Genomic DNA, 19,996 nt, shown 5'->3' on the forward strand with positions numbered 1-19,996 from the left:
CAATTACTAAGCTATATTTGAATTCTTAAATTAATTGTAGATGCTGAAATCAATGACAGGATTCGGGAAAGCCATGGGAACCCGAGAAGATGTGACTTATAACGTAGAAATTAGATCCTTAAATAGTAAGCAAACGGATATTTATGTGCGTGTTCCAGCGCTTTTTAAATCTAAAGAGTTAGAATTAAGGACGAAATTGGCGAAGCAATTGTCACGTGGTAAGATTGAAATGTCATTGAACGTAAACGGTAATGGAGCTGAGACCATTCAAAATGTGAATCGGGAAATGGCTTTACATTATCATAAAGAATTAAGTGCTTTGGCCAGTGAAATAGGTGAAAGTACTGAAGGGCTTTTACAATCGATTATTAAGATGCCGGAAGTATTAGTGAATAAAGCTCCAGAATTGAATGAACATGAATGGAACTTTATTAATGGGTTGATTGATGAAGCTATTTCTACCCATTCAGAATTCAGATCTGATGAGGGAGCTACGATTGCAGAAGACTTTAAAAATCGTATTGATGCCATTACCAGACTTTTGGGTGAAATCGATAATTATGAGGAAGCACGAATTGAGTCTGTTCGAAATAGATTAAACAAGGGAGTAGAAGAACTTTTAAACCAGGATAATCTGGATAAAAACCGTCACGAACAAGAGATCATTTATTATATCGAAAAATTGGATATTAATGAAGAGAAAGTACGTTTAACTGCACATCTAAAATATTTTGTGGAGACCATGAATGTGGGAGGGGTGACTGGAAAGAAACTAGGGTTTATAGCCCAGGAAATGGGAAGAGAGATCAATACTTTAGGGTCTAAAGCGTACCATCAGGATATTCAAAAAATTGTGGTGCAGATGAAAGACGAATTGGAGAAGATTAAAGAACAAGTATTAAACGTATTGTAAAATGCAGGAAAAACTGGTGATTATATCAGCTCCGTCTGGGGCCGGAAAATCTACAATTGTTGGAAATGTATTACCCGAACTAAAGGATTTGGAATTTTCCATTTCTGCTACTTCTCGTGCACCACGAGGAGAAGAAAAGCATGGAAAACATTATTATTTCCTGTCTCCGGATGCTTTTAGAGAAGCAATAAAAAACGAAGACTTTTTAGAATGGGAGGAGGTTTATCCGGACCAATTCTATGGTTCGCTTAAAAGTGAGGTGACTCGACTTTGGGGAGTGGATAAAGCTGTTATTTTTGATATAGATGTGGTTGGTGCTTTAAACTTAAAAAAACAGTTTGGAGATAAGTCCATCGCGATTTTTATTGAGCCCCCAACATTTGATGTTTTAGAGCAAAGACTAAGAGGAAGAGGAACCGAAACGGAAGAAAAAATCCAGATTCGATTGGGTAAAGCGAAAGAGGAGTTGTCTCGGGCCAATGAGTTTGATTATGTGGTTGTGAATGACGATTTGGAGAAAGCCACACGAGAGGTATATGATTTGGTTCATGACTTTTTGAATAACTAGAATACAAGTCAATGGGAAATAATAACATAGGACTGTTTTTTGGAACATTTAATCCCATTCATGTCGGGCATTTGATTTTGGCCAATTATATGGCGCAATTAGATCATATTGATCAGGTTTGGTTGGTTGTTACACCTAAGAACCCGTTTAAGGAAAAAGATACGCTTTTAGATGATATTCACAGATTGGCTCTGGTGCGTGAAGCAGTAGATCAAAACCCGTTGTTGCAGGCAAGCAATATTGAGTTTGATTTACCACAACCTAACTATACGGTGAATACATTGGCAGTATTAAGCGAAAAATATCCGGAAAAGAACTTTTCTCTTATAATGGGAGAAGATAACTTAAGGAGTTTCCATAAATGGAAAAACTATCAGGTCATTTTAGATCATTATCAGGTGTTGGTATACCCAAGAGTGTATACACAAAACGAAATGACCGATCGACCTCAGGTGATTGAAGAGTTTCTAAATCATCCAAAGATTGAGTTGATTGATGCCCCATTAATGAAAATTTCTTCCAGTACTATTCGAAACATGATTGCAGACGGGAAAGATGTAAGATATATGCTGAGTCCGGAAGTACATCAATATGTGGATGAAATGAATTTTTATAAGAAATGACAGTAAAAGTTCTCATCATAAGATTTAGCTCCATTGGAGATATTGTTTTGACAACTCCAGTAATTCGAAATGTGAAAGAGCAGTTGAATGACGGAGATGTGGAAGTGCATTACTTGACCAAGAGACAGTATAAGGGGATTCTGGAAAATAATCCCTACATTGATAAATTGCATTTTATTGATGAAAAGGTAGCTCCGATTTTAGATGAGCTGAAAGATGAGTGCTTTCACTATATTTTTGATTTACATCGTAATCTGCGTTCCTCTCAGGTAAAGCGAGGTCTTGGGATTATGGATTTTACATTTAAAAAATATAATCTGCAAAAGTGGATTCTGGTGAATTTCAAGATCAACAAAATGCCGGATGTGCACATCGTGGACCGTTACATGGAAACCACAAAAGCATTTCAAATCGTAAATGATCAAAAAGGTTTGGATTATTATATTCCAAAGGTTGATGAGGTGAAATTGGATGTTTTCCCGAAAGAGTTTCAAAATGGATATATCGCTTTTGCTATTGGTGGACAACATCAGGGAAAAATTCTCCCAAATCATAAGATTGTGGAGATCTGCGATGGATTGAAAACACCGGTGATATTGTTAGGGGGTAAGGAAGATGCGGAGAATGGAGATGCTATTGTTTCAAAGTCAAAGAGCCACGTTTACAATGCAGCTGGTAAGTTCAGTTTAAATCAGAGTGCTTCGATTTTACAGCAAGCTACAGCTGTGATTTCACATGATACCGGACTTATGCATATTGCATCTGCTTTAAAAAAGAAGGTGATCTCCATTTGGGGAGCAACCGTTCCAGAGTTCGGAATGTATCCGTATTTACCAGGGGCGGGATCTCAAATTATTGAGCCAAAAGGGGTTTCCAGACCCTACTCTAAATTAGGAAATAAACAGTGGTATAAACCTGCGTTTAAAGGGATGGAAAAAATTGAAGTCAAAGAAGTCGTGGCAGCCGTAGAGCAGAATTAATTACATCCAGACTTTTGTTCCTTCTGTACAGTTTTGACAGATGTCAATGTTTTTTCGAGATTGAATAATTGCATTTCTAAACCCTTTATAAGTGTCATTATGCCAAATGTCCTGAAATGTATGATTTTGTAGTGTGCCCATTTTGTATTTGGCATCTTTATCAAAACAACAAGGAACAATATCTCCATCCCAGGTTATTACAGCGGAGTGCCAAAGTCTCCAACAATGATTTCTGAGTCTGTTTTTTATCTCGTAAGTCCCATCATCCTTCATCCGATATCTCGAATACTTTTGATCAGAAGGTAAAAGTGGACTTCCATTTTTGTAGTCGTAGATTTGAGCTGTTTTTAGGGCCACTTTATCTACACCCAATTCTTTGGCTAATCTATGAACTTCATCAATTTGATGTTCATTATGTTTCACAACTAAAAACTGAAAAACAACTTGAGGAGTTTGAGAGTTTAGTCTTTTCTTCGCTTCCATAATGTTTCGAGTGCCTTCTAATACTTTATCCACTTTGCCATGAATTCTATATTGCTCATACACTTCCTGAGTTGTTCCATCCAAAGAAATAATCAAGCGATCTAAGCCAGAATGGACAATTTCTTTCGCAACCTTTTCATTGATGAAGTGTGCATTGGTTGATGTGGAAGTGAAAATTCCTTTTTCAGAAGCATATTTGACCATCTGAAGAAAATGCTTATTGATAAAAGGTTCCCCTTGAAAGTAAAAAGTCAAATAGATCAGTTTTTTATGAATTTGACTGATGATTTTTTCAAAAAGTTCAGGACTTAGATTTCCTGTGGGACGCGTAAACATTTTTAGCCCACTAGGACACTCCGGACAGCCCAGATTACATGCGGTAGTGGGTTCGATACTTAAGCTGATCGGTTCACCCCATTGAATGGGTTGACGTGTGATTCTGGAAGTATAGTAGCCTAAAATCAGAACCAATGCATTTAGAACCCTGGAAAAAGTTAGTTTTCGAATAAGATGAAAGCTTTCGCGCATTGATTTGATTTGATACAAATTTATGTTTTAAAGCGAAATGTAATAGTGGCTGTAAAAGCTTAAGTTTGGAACAAATAAAAATAGATGAATCCGTATTTTACCTCCAGCATATTTATGGTTCGTCCGGCAAGTTTTGGGATGAACCCGGAAACTTCAGGAACCAATGCCTTTCAAAGCACTATTTTAATGGATAAAGTTGATGTAATTCAGCAAAAAGCAGAATCCGAGTTTGATGCCATGGTAGATAGGATCAGAAAGCATGGTGTGAATGTCAAAGTATTTCAGGATACTAAAGATCAAGTCAGACCAGATGCTGTTTTTCCGAATAATTGGATCTCAACACATCCTAATGGGCCGACTATCATTTATCCGATGTTGGCACCAAATAGAAGGTTAGAAGTTAGAGAAGATGTAGTGGATTATGTCATGACTTCTGAAAAAGTAGATTTGACCTCCTTTGCTGAAAAAGAAGTGTTTTTGGAAGGAACCGGATGCATGGTGATAGATCATCAAAAGGGAATTATTTATGTGGCAAGATCGCAAAGAGTAGATGATGAACTGGTAAAACAAGTAGCTGAGAAACTAAATTTTTCCATTTGTAGTTTTCTAGCGACCGATCATCAAAACAATCCGATATACCATACAAATGTTGCTATGTTTGTAACGCACAGTCATGTGGGAATTGCATTGGAAACAATCAAGGATGAAAAAGAAAGGTTCGAAGTAGTTCGAGCGATTGAAAGTTCCGGGAAAAAGGTTTTGGAATTGAGTTATTATCAAATAACCCAGTTTTCAGGAAATATGATTCAGTTGCAAGATGCGGATGGCCAGCTCGTTTTGGTAGCATCTTGTTCTGGATGGAACGCTTTGGATGAGCACCAGAAAGAAGAGTTAGAAAAGGAATCGAAAATTGTGGCAGTAGACATTCCGACCATTGAAATGTATGGTGGAGGGAGTGCCAGGTGCATGATTGCAGAGGTTTTTAGAGCATAAATAGAATAAAAGATAGAAATGAGAATAATGATGAAATGGGCGTGGTTGGTTGCGTGTGTGTTGATCATAAATGTAGGTTTTGCCCAGGAGAAAAGAAGTTTAACACCGGAGGATATGCCGGGTTGGAAAAACTTGAGAGGAGTTAAAATTTCGAATGATGGAAAATGGTTAACCTATCAGGTGATTCCTAATGTTGGGGATGGGATTTTGCATCTTAAAAATCCGGATTCCGGGATTGAAAAACAATTTGAGAGGGGATATAAAGCGAAGTTTTCGGCTAAAAGTAATTACATCGTTTTTATGATCAAGCCACATTTAGATTCTTTGAGAAAAGTAAAGTTGGATGAAGTGCCAAAATCCAAATGGCCGCAGGATACATTGGCGGTCTATGTATTTGATCAGGATACTTTGATGAAGTTTGAAGGGGTGAAGTCGTTTAAGTTATCTGAGGAAGGTAGTGATTGGATGTCTTTCTACTATAAGAAACCCCAAAAAGAGAAAACACCTCCACCAGGTGGTAAAAAGAAAAAAAAGAAGAAAAAGTCAAAGAATACTCCGGCACCTAAGAGTAAGAAGAAGCCAATTAAAAGAAAGACGAGTGATTTGGTCTTGTTTCATCCAATAAGCGGAGAGACGAAAAAAATCAAAAATGTACAGGAATATAGCATTTCCAAGTATGGAAATAGCATGGGGTATATCCGTTCCTTTGGAGATACTATTGACAGTGTTGGTGTGTATTGGTTTAATAATATTACCGGAAATATAGATACTTCTTATGTTGGCCTGGGAAATGCAAAAAAGCCAACTTTTAGTGAAGATGGAGATCATTTTGTTTGGATTCAATCTGCCGATACCGGGAAAGTGAAAGCTTATTCTTTGTATACTACCAGAGGAAACAAAGGAACCAGAATTATAGTAGATACCAATGATAGAAATTTACCGGAAGGACATACGGTAAGTGAAAATGGACGCATTTATTTTTCCAGAGATGGTTCTAAAATATTTATAGGTACCGCAGAAAGGCCAGTGGAAGAACCAAAAGATAGTATTCCGGCAGACGAGAAATCTACTTTGGATGTATGGAGTTGGACAGATCTGGAGCCACAGCCGATGCAATTATTAAAGAAGGCGCAAGAAGAAAAGAAAACCTACTTAGCGGTATTCCATATTGCTAGCCAAAAACTAGTGCCTTTGGGAAATGATTCTACCAGATACATTCAACCATTGATGGAAGGGGATAACAATTATGCATTGATGGTAGAGTCTAAAAAATATGATTTGTCTATGAGTTGGGCTTTTCCTTTTGCCAGAGATTACTATCGAATGGATTTGACCTCGGGAAAGAAAAAACTTATTGGTGAAGCCATTGGTTATAACTCTAATATTTCACCTTCAGGAAAGTACTTTGTGTATTTTGATGGTGAAGCAGGTATATGGTATTCTTTGGATATTGATACGGATACTAAAGTTGATATATCCAAGCCGTTGGTTAAAAATGGTCAGATTCTGGTTAATTTGGATTCTGAAATTCCGACTGCACCTTTTGCGTTCGGAATCGAAGGTTGGACCGATGGTGAAGCATGGGTTTTAGTGAAGACTAAATATGACATTTGGATGGTAGATCCTAAAGGAGAAAAAGAGCCAGTTGCTTTAACCAATGGAATGGCAGATGAAAAACACTTGGCAATAGATTTCGTGAATTTAGATAGAGATCACGATTATATTAAACTGGACTCTATGATGTTATTGGCTGCACAAAATGTAGATGATAATTCAGAAGGGATGATGTTGCGTTATCCTGAAGCTGAGAGAATTACGAATTTGATTTGGGGCGAAGAATCTATTTACCAATTCACCAGAGCAAAAGAAGCGAGTAGGTTCTTTTATCGATCAATGAATTATATACAGTATCCGGATATTATATATTCTTCTAAGGTAAATGGAAACCCAATTGAAAGTCAGTTTAATAATTCTATAAAAGTATCCAATGTTCAGTCTCAACAAAACGATTTTTATTGGGGATTTGTAAAGAAACACTATTGGACAGATGAAAATGGGGTAGAACAAAAAGGATTGTTGTATTACCCTGAGAATTTTGATGCAAGCAAGAAATATCCGGTGATGATTTATTTCTATGAAAAGTATTTTAGCTCTGAGTACCAGAGAAAACCATTTAGACCATCGCATTCTACGATTTCTATTCCATTGTACACCAGTAATGGATATATGGTGTTTGTACCGGACATTCACTATGGAACAGGTCATCCTGGAAAAGATGCTTTGAATACTGTGGTAAGTGGCGCAAAATCTTTGCAAAAAATGGAATATGTAGACCCAGATAAAATGGCGATTCAAGGACAAAGTTGGGGCGGTTATCAAGTGGCGTATATTGTGACTCAGACAGATATGTTTACTGCAGCTATGGCGGGTGCTCCGGTAAGTAATATGACCTCTGCATACGGTGGAATCAGATGGGGCTCGGGTATGAGTAGAGAATTCCAGTATGAAAGAACACAAAGTAGAATTGGAGATCATTTATGGAATGCGCAGGACTTATATATCGAAAATTCACCATTGTTCTATCTTCCGAATGTGAAAACTCCATTATTGATTATGCACAATGATAAAGATGGGGCAGTTCCTTATTATCAGGGAATAGAGATGTTTATGGGGATGAGAAGGCTCCAAAAACCATCATGGTTGTTGGTATATAATAACGAACAACATAATCTGAGAAAAATGCCAAACCGTTTGGATTTGAGTTTGAGAATGTTCCAATTCTTTAATCACTATATGAAAGGAGCACCAATGCCAAAATGGATGTCGGAGGGTGTTCCGGCAGTGGATAAAGGAAAAGATTATGGTTTCGAATTAGAAGAAAAGAAGTAATAAGTTCTGGATGAACGAACTTTTGAAAGAAATATCACAATGTCGCATTTGCGAATCGTATTTGACTCATGGTGTGCGTCCGGTTGTATTGGCGCACCCAAAGAGTCGAATTGTGGTTATTGGACAAGCTCCGGGGATAAAAGTTCATACTTCCGGAATCCCTTGGGATGATAAGAGTGGGGAGAATCTTCGTAATTGGATGGGAATTTCTAATGAAGATTTTTATACTCCTGAAAAAGTTGGGATTATGCCTATGGGGTTTTGTTATCCGGGAAAAGGTAAAACCGGAGATCTTCCACCAAGAACAGAATGTGCCCCTCAATGGCATCAACCGTTGTGGGATAAAATGGATGATGTAGAATTAATTTTACTCATTGGAAAATATGCGCAGGATTATTATTTGAAAGGTCAAACAAAAAGGACCTTGACAGAGACTGTGAAATCGTATCAAGAGTATTTGCCAAAGCATTTTGTATTACCACACCCTTCCCCACGAAACAATATCTGGCAAAAGAAAAATCCATGGTTTAAGCACGAGGTAATACCTGCATTAAAGCAGACCATATCGCATATTATGTCTTCTTATTAGCTACGAATAGCTTCTACCGGATCCTTTTTAGCGGCTTGCCATGCTGGAAATACCCCGGCAATGATTCCTATGATTACAGAAATAGAAATACCCAAAATGATATTCCCTGAAGTCATCACCACTTCATATTCAGTGAATAGATTTACGGAGACCGATAGGATTGAAATTAGAATTAAACCAAATATTCCCCCAATTAAGGATAAGATCACTGACTCACTCAAAAACTGAAAAAGGATAAATCCGTTTTTGGCACCAAGTGCTTTTTGAATTCCAATGATTCTGGTTCGTTCTCTCACCGAAACAAACATGATATTAGCAATACTTACGGCTCCTACCAGGATAGAGAATCCACCAATAATTCCTCCAAGCCAATTGATAAACCCAAAAAAGCCATCAAAACCTTCGGAGATGATACTGATTTCATTTAATGCAAAATCATTTTGCGCACGCGGTTTTAATCTCCGTTCCGCACGCATAATTCCGGTAAGTTCATCTTTTAATGCCGCATTATTGATGCCTTCTTTTGCTTTGACATAAATAGTTGGGTCTACACGTCTGGATTTGACATTCACCATGGTACGTGCATAATTCAATGGAAGCACGACATAGGGGTCAAGAGAAAAACCAATCATACTTTCGCCTTCGCGTTTAAACACTCCTATCACCTTGGCTTTACGTCCTCCGATTTTAATGGTTTTTCCTACGGCAGGAGTGTACCCAAAGAGATCGAAAGCAATTTGATTTCCAATGACACAAACATTTGCTCCACTTCGAAGTTCTTTTTCTGTAAAATACCGTCCATTTTCAACTTCGAAATTCCGAACTAAATCGTAACCTTTAGAAGCACCAATTATGATAGTGGATTCCACACTGTTTCTGGAAAACTGAACTGTCCTTGAAAAGTTACAGGTATAGGCACTTCCAGCAGCGTATTTAGAGTCTTTGGCAATGGCAACTTGTTCTTCCGGTGATGGATATGGACGAGCCATATAGTCCCACCAGTTATAAGCGCCTCCAAATTTCCAGGGCCATTTTTGGACAAAGATGACGTTGTCTCCCAGATCTTCTACGCTATTTCTAATTTTCAATTCTAAAGAGTCGACCAACGTAAAAACCGTGATAATTGAGAAAATTCCAATTGTAATTCCTAGAAGAGAAAGTGTGGTTCTTAACTTGTTGGTTGATAATGCAGTAAGCGAAAACGAAATGCTCTCTAAAAAAAGTTTAATGTAAATTTCCATTTTTACTGCATTGGAGATCTTATCCAAAGATCTGTTTCTGTTGTGAACTAAAAAAACAAAACTAAAGAAGTCAAAGTTTCGTTCGTGACCGCTCGTAAATTGATAGCGACTTCCGTCACAAATAAAAAAGTGTAAAAAGATGTTCAAAACACGTTGAAAAACGTAATTTATTCAGACTTTTGCACGTTGTCTTTCGGTAGCTAATTGGTTAAAATTGCTACTACTTCAAAATCAATTAAAAAGGATGTCGGTAAAAATTAAAACTGCTTTAATATCAGTATTTTATAAAGATGGTTTAGCGCCAATTGTAAAAAAATTAAATGAACTGGGAGTAGAAATACTCTCAACAGGTGGGACGCAAAAATTTATTGAGGAATTTGATATCCCGGTAACCCCTGTTGAAAGCTTGACAGGATACCCATCAATTTTGGGTGGAAGAGTAAAAACTTTACACCCTGCTGTATTTGGAGGAATACTTTCTCGAAGAGAGCTAGATAGTGATAAAGCACAATTGGAAGAGTACAAAATTCCTGAGATTGATTTGGTGATTGTGGATTTATATCCATTCGAAGAAACTGTGGCTTCAGGAGCAAGTGAGCAGGATATTATCGAGAAGATTGATATTGGTGGGATTTCTTTGATTCGAGCAGCTGCAAAGAACTTTAAAGATGTTTTGATTGTGTCTTCAAGAAGTCAGTACGATGATGTGTTGAATGTGATTTCAGCGGGTGACGGAACTGTGGATTTAGCTACACGTAAGAAATATGCAGGAGAAGCTTTCGATGTCTCATCGCATTATGATTCGCATATCTACAAATATTTTAATCCGGAATCAGATTCGCTTAAGTTAAGTGAGCGGAACCAACAAGTCTTGAGATACGGAGAAAATCCACACCAAAAAGGATACTTCTACGGGAAAATGGACGAGTTGTTCGATAAGAAGAACGGAAAAGAATTAAGCTATAACAATTTGTTGGATGTTGATGCGGCTGTAAATCTTATTGCAGATTATGATGATTGTACCTGTGCAATCTTAAAACATAACAACGCTTGTGGATTGGCAACAAGAGAAACTGTTGTGGATGCGTTCAAAGATGCTTTGGCTGGAGACCCAATATCAGCGTTTGGAGGAATTATTATTACCAACCGTGAAGTAGATTTAGCGACTGCAACGGAAATCGATAAGATTTTCTATGAAGTAGTAATTGCGCCATCATTTAGCGAAGACGCATTGGCTTTATTATCGGCTAAGAAAAACAGAATTATTTTGGTTCAAAAAGAAACTTCAATGTCTGGCCAAATGGTACGTACGGCATTAAACGGGTTCTTGGTTCAGGATAAAGATGTAAGTACTCAGGTTGCGGATGATTTAAAAGTGGTAACAAAATTAGCACCTACCGGAGATCAGGTGGATGATTTGTTATTTGCGAATAAGTTGGTGAAACATACCAAATCAAATACAATCGTATTGGCTAAAGATGGTCAGTTGTTGGCAAGTGGAACAGGGCAAACCTCAAGAGTAGATGCATTGAAACAGGCGATTTTAAAAGCGCAGTCTTTCGGATTTGATTTATCAGGTGCGGTGATGGCTTCGGATGCTTTCTTCCCGTTTGCAGACTGTGTAGAAATTGCGAATGAAGTGGGAATTAAAACAGTGATCCAACCAGGAGGTTCAATTAAAGATAATTTGTCAATCGAGTTTTGTGATAACAACGAAATGTCAATGGTAATGACGGGAGTGCGTCATTTTAAACATTAAAAAGTCGCATGAACACACATAAATAAGGAGAAATATATGGGATTATTTGATTTATTTACACAAGAAATTGCCATTGACTTAGGTACGGCAAATACCTTGATTATTCATAATGATAAAGTAGTTGTTGATGAGCCATCGATTGTGGCTTTGGATCGTGCTTCGGGTAGGGTTTTGGCTGTTGGAAAACAGGCGCAACAAATGCATGGTAAAACGCATGAGAATATCAAGACGATTAGGCCTTTGAAAGATGGTGTGATTGCGGATTTCCATGCTGCTGAGCATATGATTCGTGGAATGATCAAAATGATTCCTGCAAAAAGCAGATTATTTTCTCCTTCTTTAAAAATGGTGATCTGTATCCCATCAGGTATCACCGAGGTAGAAAAGAGGGCGGTTCGAGATAGTGCAGAACATGCAGGAGCAAAGGATGTGTATTTAATTCACGAGCCTATGGCAGCTGCAATAGGAATTGGGATTGATGTGGAAGAGCCCATGGGAAATATGGTCATTGATATAGGTGGAGGTACCTCTGAGATTGCTGTAATTGCTTTGGGTGGAATCGTTTGTGATAAGTCAATTCGTGTTGCGGGAGATGAATTTACCAGTGATATCGAAGACTATATGCGTAGACAGCACAATATCTTGATTGGAGATCGCACGGCAGAGCAAATTAAAATTGCAGTAGGTGCTGCAAGTATGGAATTAGATAATCCACCAGAAGACTATGCAGTTCATGGGCGTGATTTGATGACTGGAATTCCAAAAGAGATAAAAGTAACTTATCTGGAAATTGCACAGGCTTTAGATAAATCGATTTCAAAAATTGAAGAAGCGATTTTGAGTGCGTTAGAGATGACTCCACCGGAGCTTTCAGCGGATATCTATAAAACCGGAATCTACCTTGCAGGTGGTGGTGCAATGTTAAGAGGTTTGGATAAGCGTATTGAGCAAAAGACAAAGTTGCCGATTCATATTGCAGATGATCCGTTAAGAGCGGTTGCGAGAGGTACTGGTATTGCGCTAAAAAATGCGGATAATTTGACATTCCTAATCAGATAGGAAACATACTATAAACATTAAAACCAGTTACGCAGCATGCGCAAACTGATAGAAGTATTAGAGAAATATTATTTGTTTTTTCTATTCCTGATATTGGAGTTGATTGGGTTTTTAATGTTAGTGAGGTACAATACCTATCATCAAATATCATATTTATCCTGGACCAGTGAAATCACGGGAGGAGTCAACGAGTCCTTTAGTGATATTACAGAGCATCTACAGTTGGTTGAAGATAATGAAATTCTAGCTCAGGAAAATGCTTTGTTGAGAGCGCAATTAAAGCAAGCATACTTATCTACTGGAAAGGATTTTAATCCGTGGGTGGATACCAATTATCAACAGAATTATATTTATCGATCCGCTAAGGTGGTGAATAACGAATTGTCGAAACAGGATAATTATCTGATGATTAACAAAGGTAAATTGGCAGGGATTCGCCCGGGAATGGGAGTGGTGGATTCCCGTGGTGTTGTGGGAATTGTTACGGATGTTTCCAATCACTATGCGGTAATAATGTCTGTTTTGAATTCTAAGTTTAGTCTGGGAGTGAGATTGAAAAACTCTGAGTATTTTGGAACTTTAAATTGGGATGGGAAAAGTCCGAATCACGCAATTCTAAAGGATATTCAACAATTTGTGAATGTACAGAAAGGCGATAGTATCGAAACACTGGGCAGTTCAGGAATTTTTCCTGAGGGGGTATTTTCTGGTGTGGTTGAAGATATAGAGCCTATCGAGGAGTCAAATACATGGAAGATTACCATCGCATTATCAGCACCTATACAGCAGGTGAAACATGTGTATGTGATGGAAAACATATTTGAAGAAGAAATCCATACACTAGAGGAGGGAATAGAATGACATTAGATATTGTTAGAAATATACTCAGGTGGGTGCTGCTGATGGCGGTGCAAATTCTGGTATTGAATAACATCTATCTGGGGGGTGTTTTTAATCCCTATGTGTATGTATTGATTATTCTGAGTTTACCTATTGAGATGTCTGCATTGGCAGTTTTATTGATGGGATTCTTTACGGGATTTATATTGGATATTTTTTCTCATACCATCGGACTACATACTATGGCATTGACTCTGGTAGGTTTTTTACGTCCGCAGATCTTAGCAATAGTAGCGCCTAGAGATGGTTATGAATTTGGGTCTTCTGTTAATGTGAGAGATATGGGATGGAGTCGATATTCGGTATATGCTTTACTGCTCATTTTTCCACATCATTTAATGCTATTTGCAATGGAAGGCTTTTCCAGTGGTTTATTTGGATTAGCCGTTCAAAAAACGTTGTTAAATACTGTTTTAACCTTCGTATTAATTCTACTTGTTCAATCGTTCTCACCTATAAAGGAAAAGGGCTAAATGGATAAGTTTGAGAACAGACGATTTGTGGTTTTGTCGATCATGATTTTGATCGGCATTATCTTTTTGGGACGCTTATTTTATATACAGGTTCTAGATGAGTCTTATAAACATTCCGCTGAAAATCAAGCACTAGTTAAAACCACTTTATACCCTTCCAGAGGTGTGATTTATGATCGAAATGGAGAGGTTATGGTCTATAACCAGGCATCATATGATTTAATGGTGATCCCAAAGCAGGTGGATAAAGACATTGATACGGTAAAGTTTTGTAAGGTTTTGGGAATTACCCCAGAGGATTTTGTAGAGAAAATGAAAAAGGCGAAGAAATATTCCAGATATCGCGCTTCCATTTTTGAAAAACAAATTACGGATAAGAACTGGGTGAGTATTTCGGAAAAACTATTTCAGTTTCCGGGTTTTTTCGGACAAAAAAGAACCTTAAGAAAATATTCCAGACCCGTTGCGGCACAGGTTTTAGGATTTGTAGGAGAAGCTAGTAAAGAAAACATCAAGAAAGATCCATTTTATAAACCTGGAGATTATCTAGGAATTAGCGGACTGGAAAGTTGGTACGAAAAAGAACTTCGAGGTAAAAGAGGGGTGAGTGTATACGTAAGAGATGTCCATAACCGAATTAAAGGTAGTTATGATAATGGACGTTTGGATACTTTACCAATTGCAGGTGAGGATTTGCTTTCAACAATTGATTTGGATTTACAGGAGTATGGAGAAAAGTTAATGCAGAACAAAAGAGGAAGTATAGTGGCGATTGAACCGGAAACAGGTGAGATTTTAGCCATGGTTTCATCTCCGAATTATGACCCGAATATGTTGGTAGGTCGAGAGCGAACAAAGAATTATTCGATGCTTGCTGCGAATGATTCATTAAATCCATTATTTAATAGAGCGACCAATGCGGTTTACCGACCTGGATCGATTTTTAAATTAGTAGAGGGGCTGATTGGTTTACAGAAGAATGTGATTACTGTAAATACCAGAATCCGATGTAATCGAGCCATTATCAATTGTCATGGTAGTCATACCAACGATGATTTAGCAGGTGCGATTCAGCATTCTTGTAACCCGTATTTTAGAGAAGTGTATCGAAGATTAATCCAGAGTGGTGAGTATAAAAGCATTTATGAAGATTCCAGATTTGGACTTAAAGTCTGGCGAGAATATGTAACGAGTTTTGGATTAGGAGAGCGCTTGCAAACGGATATATCAGGGGTGAGTCCTGGATTTGTGCCGGATGTGGCTTTTTATGATAGATGGTATGGCGAAAAACGATGGGCATTTAGTACTATTTACTCGAATAGTATTGGAGAAGGAGAAATGGGTGTAACGCCTTTACAAATGGCTAATTTGGCTGCAATCCTGGCCAATCGGGGATATTATTATACGCCACATTTTATCAAATCTATTGGAGATAAAGGACCGCGTGAAGAATATTTAGAGAAAAACTATACCAGGATTGATAGTAGCTATTTTTATGTAGTGATTGATGCTTTGGCTTCAGTGGTTAATGAGCCTGGAGGAACTGCGCGAAGAGCAAGAATTGATAGTATTACAGTTTGCGGTAAAACAGGAACGGTTCAGAACCCAACAACACCGGATCACTCGGTATTTATGGCATTTGCCCCTAAGTTTAATCCAAAGATTGCTATAGCGGTATACGTGGAAGAAGCTGGATTTGGAGGTACATGGGCCGCACCGATTTCCAGTTTGATGATTGAGAAGTATATCACCGGTGAGGTAACCAATAAGAAAAAGGAACAACGAATTTTAGAAGCCGATTTTTTAATTCCGGTGAAGAAGACAGAAACAGATGAGTCGCACTAAGAAGAATATATTTACCAATGTAGATTGGTGGCTCATAGGGTTGTACTTTATGTTGGTGCTCATGGGGTGGCTAAATATTTATGCTACTTTGTATAACGAAGAGCATAGCAATATTTTCGATTTTACGCAGAGCTACGGAAAACAGCTGATTTGGATTGGAACTTCTGTGATTCTGGCTTTGATTATATTCCTGGTCGATTCCCGACTTTTTGAGACGTTTGCCTATTTTCTTTATAGTATCGGAATGTTACTGCTGGTCGCGGTATTGATTTTTGGCACGGAGATTAAGGGCGCGAAATCCTGGTTTGCGTTAGGTGGATTTCGGTTTCAGCCCTCGGAGACCGCTAAATACGTGACTGCATTAGCAGTAGCTTTTTATCTGAGCCGACCGGGAATTAAGATAGGAAATGCCAAGCCGAAGTTGATGATGTTGGCGATGATTGCATTGCCTGGATTATTGATTTTGATTCAACCTGATGCAGGATCCACATTGGTTTATCTGGCGTTTATTTTCGTTTTGTATCGTGAGGGTATGTCGGGTAATATCATGATCATTGGATTAATTATGGTGATGCTTTTTATCGTGACGCTCTTTGCCAAACAAACATCAATCGATGTCCCCATCCTGGATTATGCTTTAAATGGGAAATATGTCTTGATCATTATTCTCGCAGTTATTTGTGGAGCGCTGTATTTGCTTTTGCATCGATTTAGTAAAGGCATATGGAAACTCATTGTTCTGGGCTTTATCATTATGGTGGGAACGGTTTTAAGCGTGGATTATATTTTCGATAATATATTTAGTGACCGTCACCGTAATAGGGTCAATGAATTGGTTGGAATTATATCAGACCCCAGGGGGACGGGTTATAATCAACATCAGTCTAAAATTGCAATAGGTTCCGGTGGATTTTGGGGTAAAGGATACTTAGAAGGAACGCAAACTAAGTATGATTTCGTTCCAGAGCAAAGTACCGATTTCATTTTTTGTACTGTAGGAGAAGAATGGGGCTTTATCGGGAGTTTCTTTGTAATTGTTATGTTTCTAACCTTGATCGGAAGGCTGATTTTTGTTGCGGAACGACAGCGGTCTAAATTCGCCAGGATTTACGGTTATTCGGTGGCATCCATTCTCTTTGTACATTTCATGATCAATATCGGAATGACTATTGGGTTGGCTCCGGTAATCGGGATTCCATTGCCGTTCTTTAGTTATGGAGGATCCTCCTTATGGTCGTTTACCATTCTGCTTTTTACTTTTATTAAACTAGATTCTGACCGAAAGCACGTATTAAGTTAAGGCATAAAAAATGCCGTAAGGAAATCCCAACGGCATCAATTTTTTCATTTTAGGTGAGTTTTATTTTGCCATGTTTTTGGCAAAATCATATACCAATCGTACACCGGTTCCGGTGCCACCAGCCGCTTTATACGGTTCTGGTTTTTCTAAGAATGCTGGTCCAGCGATATCTAGATGAATCCAAGGATAATCTGTAAAGTGTTTTAAGAAAACACCTGCAGTAACTACTCCGCCAACTGGGCCTCCAAGATTGCTTATGTCGGCAATATTTGAATCTAATTGCTTACGGTATTCACTCCACATAGGAAGTTCAAGAATACGCTCATAAACACGCTCACCACTTTCTTTCAATTGATTTTTTAGCTCTTCAGAAGCGGTAGCTACAGAAGCAATTCCATGTGAACCGGTAATCGCATGTGCCGCACCTGTTAAAGTAGCCATGTCGATACATAACATTGGATCATATTGTTTGGCATATACCAATGCATCCGATAAAATCAAACGTCCTTCAGCGTCTGTGTTTTTAACTTCTACCGTAGTGCCATCGCTAATGGTAATCACATCATCGGCAACCAATGCATTTTTGCCAATTCTATTGTCTGTTGCAGGAACCAGCGCAATGGTGTACACCGGTAGGTTATTTTTCGCAATGGCGTAAATCGCTCCGGAAACTCCGGCACTACCTCCCATGTCACTTTTCATATCGCTCATGTAAGCTCCTGGTTTAAGGTTGTTACCTCCGGTATCGTAAACCACACCTTTACCGACTAAAACCAAAGGTTTTTCATTTACGGCATTTTCAGGTTTATAGGTCATAATTGTAAATGAAGGATCGTCAATACTTCCTAAGTTTACACCCAGCAAACCACCCATATTCAAGTCTTCGATTTCTTTTTTACTCAAAATTTGAGTATCAAATCCAGCGATTTTACCTGCTCCTTCAAAACGTTTCGCCAAAGCAGTTGCGTTAAGTGTAATAACAGGTTCATTTACGATATCTCTTGAGAAACAAGTTGCTTCAACTACGTTTTCTAATTCGTTAAGATCAGACGCTGTGACTCCATCGATAGAGATACTTAATGTAGTCAGACTATTTTTTTTCTTTTTATCTGTTTTGAATTGAAGGTACTGATAGTTTTCTAAACACATTCCCTCTAAAAAGGCCAGAATGAATTCTTTTGAAATATCTGAATCAGCTAAAACAGTTAGAGACTCAAGTTTCTCAGCATTCACAGCCTTGGTAACCTGACTTCCTAAAACTCTGTAATCTTGATAAGATTGGTTTGTAGTATCTGCTTTTTTATTAGCGTATACAGCATAAACCAATTTGTCGTCTACCGATGAAAAACTTGATCCGTTTTCCTCAGCTTGAACTTTCTTGTTTAAGTAGTCGGATTGAATTCCTGCTATTTTATTTAGATCAGATCCAGAATGTGCTAAAACAATGATGTTCTGAGCATTTTGGTCTGATGATACGTTTAATTTAATCATGTTTTAAAATCTATATTCTAGTAAATAGGCTTACAAATTTGCGCTTTTTTATCGAGATGGTACAATTAAGTTTTAAGGAGATCATGTAGAGTGAATGAAACAAAACATTTCTACGGTTTAAGTTTTAGAAACTTCTTTTAAAAGCAGTTTTAAGAAGCACTCATTTTCGTACACTTTGTGATCTTGATTTGGGATGATATTAGGGATAATTTGATGATGCGCATACCATTCTTTGTTCGGAGCATAAATATCATGTTCTCCAAAGAATAAGGAAATGGATGCATCGGGTTTTTGGGTTTCTAATCTTAATCTGGTAGAAGAAACACAAAAGAGATGTTTGGCTTTTAAATCACCTAGAGATGCTTTCCAGGCAATGACTCCCCCCAAACTAAAACCAATAATGTGGATAGGCATAGTTTCAAGCAAGCAGATCTTTGCTACAGCTTTTTGAATTCCTTTGTGAACGAAGTATTGATGAATTTCATTTTCTGTTGTTAAAGAATCAGGAAGTTCTGCCAATGACCGACAATCATAATGTCGGACCTGGAAATACGCTGTTAGATTTTGTGCCCATTCAGGATTGCTGTTTCCCCATATATCAGAGAGAATAATGAGTCTGGGTTTCTTAATCATGTAATAGGGCTTTGATGTCAGGCTTGTTGAATTCGGAAAAATCATCAGCTAGATAGCGTACATTGTTTTGAATGAAATTGGTTTTGTATTGAGTCCCAATTCCAATAAATTCAAGATTGAGGTTTTGTGCAGCTTTTAAATCCCAAAGCCCATCGCCAATGGAGATGATCGTTTTGAAATTGTTTTGATCATAGTATGATTTAGCCTGATTAATGGCTTGTTGGATGATAGATTCTCTGTCCCAAAGATCATTGGATCCGACCAAAAGACTTTCCTCAAATTGTAATCCGATAGCATTGAGTTTGTGTATCGCGGGTTGAAGTAAAGAACCTGTGGCGAAACAAATCCCAAAATTGGTTTTGGATTGGAGATACTGGATGAATTTTAAAGCCCCTTTTATCTCTGCAATCACATGTTTTTTGATATCTCCGTATAATTCACGTTCAAACTCCTGAAGTAGTTTTTGATCAAAGGTTAAATCGGTATACGTTTCGAATATGGTTTTGGCAATGTATGAATCCGTATGGTGTTTAAATGAATTGAGTTGTGGTTGATCTTCGGGTTGATGTCGTGGAACACCAAGTTTTAAAAGTGCTTTTATAAAAGCTTCCTGATGAATGTGGACGGAATCGGTAACTGTTCCATCAATATCGAAAACAACTAAATTTTCTTTGAGCATGATTTAAATAAAAGAGGATATAAAAAAAGCGAATTCTATCGAATCCGCTT

Annotated in this window: 18 protein-coding genes; 13 read left to right on the plus strand and 5 right to left on the minus strand. The window is 37.9% G+C overall.

Annotation, left to right across the window (positions count from 1 at the left end; translation table 11 throughout):
- Positions 1-40 precede the first annotated feature (40 nt).
- From KFE94_09295 to KFE94_09310, 4 genes are read left to right on the plus strand one after another with little or no spacing between them, the layout of a single operon-like run.
- Positions 41-913: a YicC family protein gene (locus KFE94_09295; protein UTW64878.1), complete on the plus strand. Its 873-nt coding sequence runs from the start codon at positions 41-43 to the stop codon at positions 911-913.
- Position 914: 1 nt separating this feature from the next.
- A complete protein-coding gene (gene gmk, locus KFE94_09300) occupies positions 915-1,481 on the plus strand; it encodes a guanylate kinase (protein ID UTW64879.1) in 567 nt (188 codons plus the stop codon).
- 11 nt (positions 1,482-1,492) lie between these two features.
- On the plus strand, positions 1,493-2,104 hold the full coding sequence (locus tag KFE94_09305) for a nicotinate-nucleotide adenylyltransferase (GenBank protein ID UTW64880.1): 612 nt from the start codon (positions 1,493-1,495) through the stop codon (positions 2,102-2,104).
- Positions 2,101-3,084 (plus strand): glycosyltransferase family 9 protein, encoded by a 984-nt coding sequence (locus tag KFE94_09310; GenBank protein UTW64881.1) that lies wholly within the window; start codon positions 2,101-2,103, stop codon positions 3,082-3,084. Before KFE94_09305 ends, KFE94_09310 begins: the two co-directional genes overlap by 4 nt.
- On the opposite strand, the gene KFE94_09315 is transcribed toward KFE94_09310, so the two are convergent.
- Positions 3,085-4,095, minus strand: coding sequence for an SPASM domain-containing protein (locus KFE94_09315; GenBank protein UTW64882.1), 1,011 nt, complete (start codon positions 4,093-4,095; stop codon positions 3,085-3,087).
- A gap of 84 nt (positions 4,096-4,179) precedes the next feature.
- Between KFE94_09315 and KFE94_09320 the strand changes: the two genes are divergently transcribed.
- From KFE94_09320 to KFE94_09330, 3 genes are read left to right on the plus strand one after another with little or no spacing between them, the layout of a single operon-like run.
- On the plus strand, positions 4,180-5,088 hold the full coding sequence (locus tag KFE94_09320; GenBank protein UTW64883.1) for an amidinotransferase: 909 nt from the start codon (positions 4,180-4,182) through the stop codon (positions 5,086-5,088).
- Between the two features lie 18 nt (positions 5,089-5,106).
- A complete protein-coding gene (locus tag KFE94_09325; GenBank protein ID UTW64884.1) occupies positions 5,107-7,977 on the plus strand; it encodes a S9 family peptidase in 2,871 nt (956 codons plus the stop codon).
- 10 nt (positions 7,978-7,987) lie between these two features.
- Positions 7,988-8,566, plus strand: coding sequence for a uracil-DNA glycosylase family protein (locus KFE94_09330; protein ID UTW64885.1), 579 nt, complete (start codon positions 7,988-7,990; stop codon positions 8,564-8,566).
- Here KFE94_09330 and KFE94_09335 read toward each other — a convergent pair.
- Complete coding sequence (locus KFE94_09335) at positions 8,563-9,807, minus strand: ABC transporter permease (GenBank protein ID UTW64886.1); 1,245 nt, start codon at positions 9,805-9,807, stop codon at positions 8,563-8,565. The genes KFE94_09330 and KFE94_09335 overlap by 4 nt on opposite strands.
- Positions 9,808-10,051: 244 nt before the next feature.
- Here KFE94_09335 and purH point away from each other — a divergent pair, with 244 nt between their 5' ends.
- From purH to KFE94_09365, 6 genes are read left to right on the plus strand one after another with little or no spacing between them, the layout of a single operon-like run.
- A complete protein-coding gene (gene purH, locus KFE94_09340; protein UTW64887.1) occupies positions 10,052-11,566 on the plus strand; it encodes a bifunctional phosphoribosylaminoimidazolecarboxamide formyltransferase/IMP cyclohydrolase in 1,515 nt (504 codons plus the stop codon).
- 36 nt (positions 11,567-11,602) lie between these two features.
- Complete coding sequence (locus tag KFE94_09345; protein UTW64888.1) at positions 11,603-12,625, plus strand: rod shape-determining protein; 1,023 nt, start codon at positions 11,603-11,605, stop codon at positions 12,623-12,625.
- A 36-nt stretch (positions 12,626-12,661) separates the two neighbouring features.
- Positions 12,662-13,486: a rod shape-determining protein MreC gene (mreC, locus tag KFE94_09350; GenBank protein ID UTW64889.1), complete on the plus strand. Its 825-nt coding sequence runs from the start codon at positions 12,662-12,664 to the stop codon at positions 13,484-13,486.
- Complete coding sequence (locus KFE94_09355) at positions 13,483-13,998, plus strand: hypothetical protein (protein ID UTW64890.1); 516 nt, start codon at positions 13,483-13,485, stop codon at positions 13,996-13,998. The genes mreC and KFE94_09355 overlap by 4 nt, the downstream gene beginning before the upstream one ends.
- On the plus strand, positions 13,999-15,843 hold the full coding sequence (gene mrdA / locus KFE94_09360) for a penicillin-binding protein 2 (protein ID UTW64891.1): 1,845 nt from the start codon (positions 13,999-14,001) through the stop codon (positions 15,841-15,843).
- The gene (locus tag KFE94_09365) at positions 15,830-17,143 is read left to right on the plus strand and encodes a rod shape-determining protein RodA (protein ID UTW64892.1); all 1,314 of its coding nucleotides are present in this window, start codon (positions 15,830-15,832) and stop codon (positions 17,141-17,143) included. Before mrdA ends, KFE94_09365 begins: the two co-directional genes overlap by 14 nt.
- 60 nt (positions 17,144-17,203) lie before the next feature.
- Here the strand turns inward: KFE94_09365 and KFE94_09370 are convergent, their stop codons facing one another.
- The 3 genes from KFE94_09370 to KFE94_09380 form a co-directional block, all read right to left on the minus strand.
- Positions 17,204-18,634: a leucyl aminopeptidase gene (locus tag KFE94_09370; protein ID UTW64893.1), complete on the minus strand. Its 1,431-nt coding sequence runs from the start codon at positions 18,632-18,634 to the stop codon at positions 17,204-17,206.
- A 117-nt stretch (positions 18,635-18,751) separates the two neighbouring features.
- Positions 18,752-19,267: a hypothetical protein gene (locus KFE94_09375; protein UTW64894.1), complete on the minus strand. Its 516-nt coding sequence runs from the start codon at positions 19,265-19,267 to the stop codon at positions 18,752-18,754.
- Positions 19,260-19,946 carry an HAD family hydrolase gene (locus KFE94_09380; protein ID UTW64895.1) on the minus strand — a complete coding sequence of 229 codons (687 nt, stop codon included), beginning with the start codon at positions 19,944-19,946 and terminating at the stop codon, positions 19,260-19,262. Before KFE94_09380 ends, KFE94_09375 begins: the two co-directional genes overlap by 8 nt.
- Positions 19,947-19,996: the final 50 nt, after the last annotated feature.

This window comes from bacterium SCSIO 12643 (assembly GCA_024398135.1).
Classification (GTDB): domain Bacteria; phylum Bacteroidota; class Bacteroidia; order Flavobacteriales_G; family Salibacteraceae; genus CAJXZP01.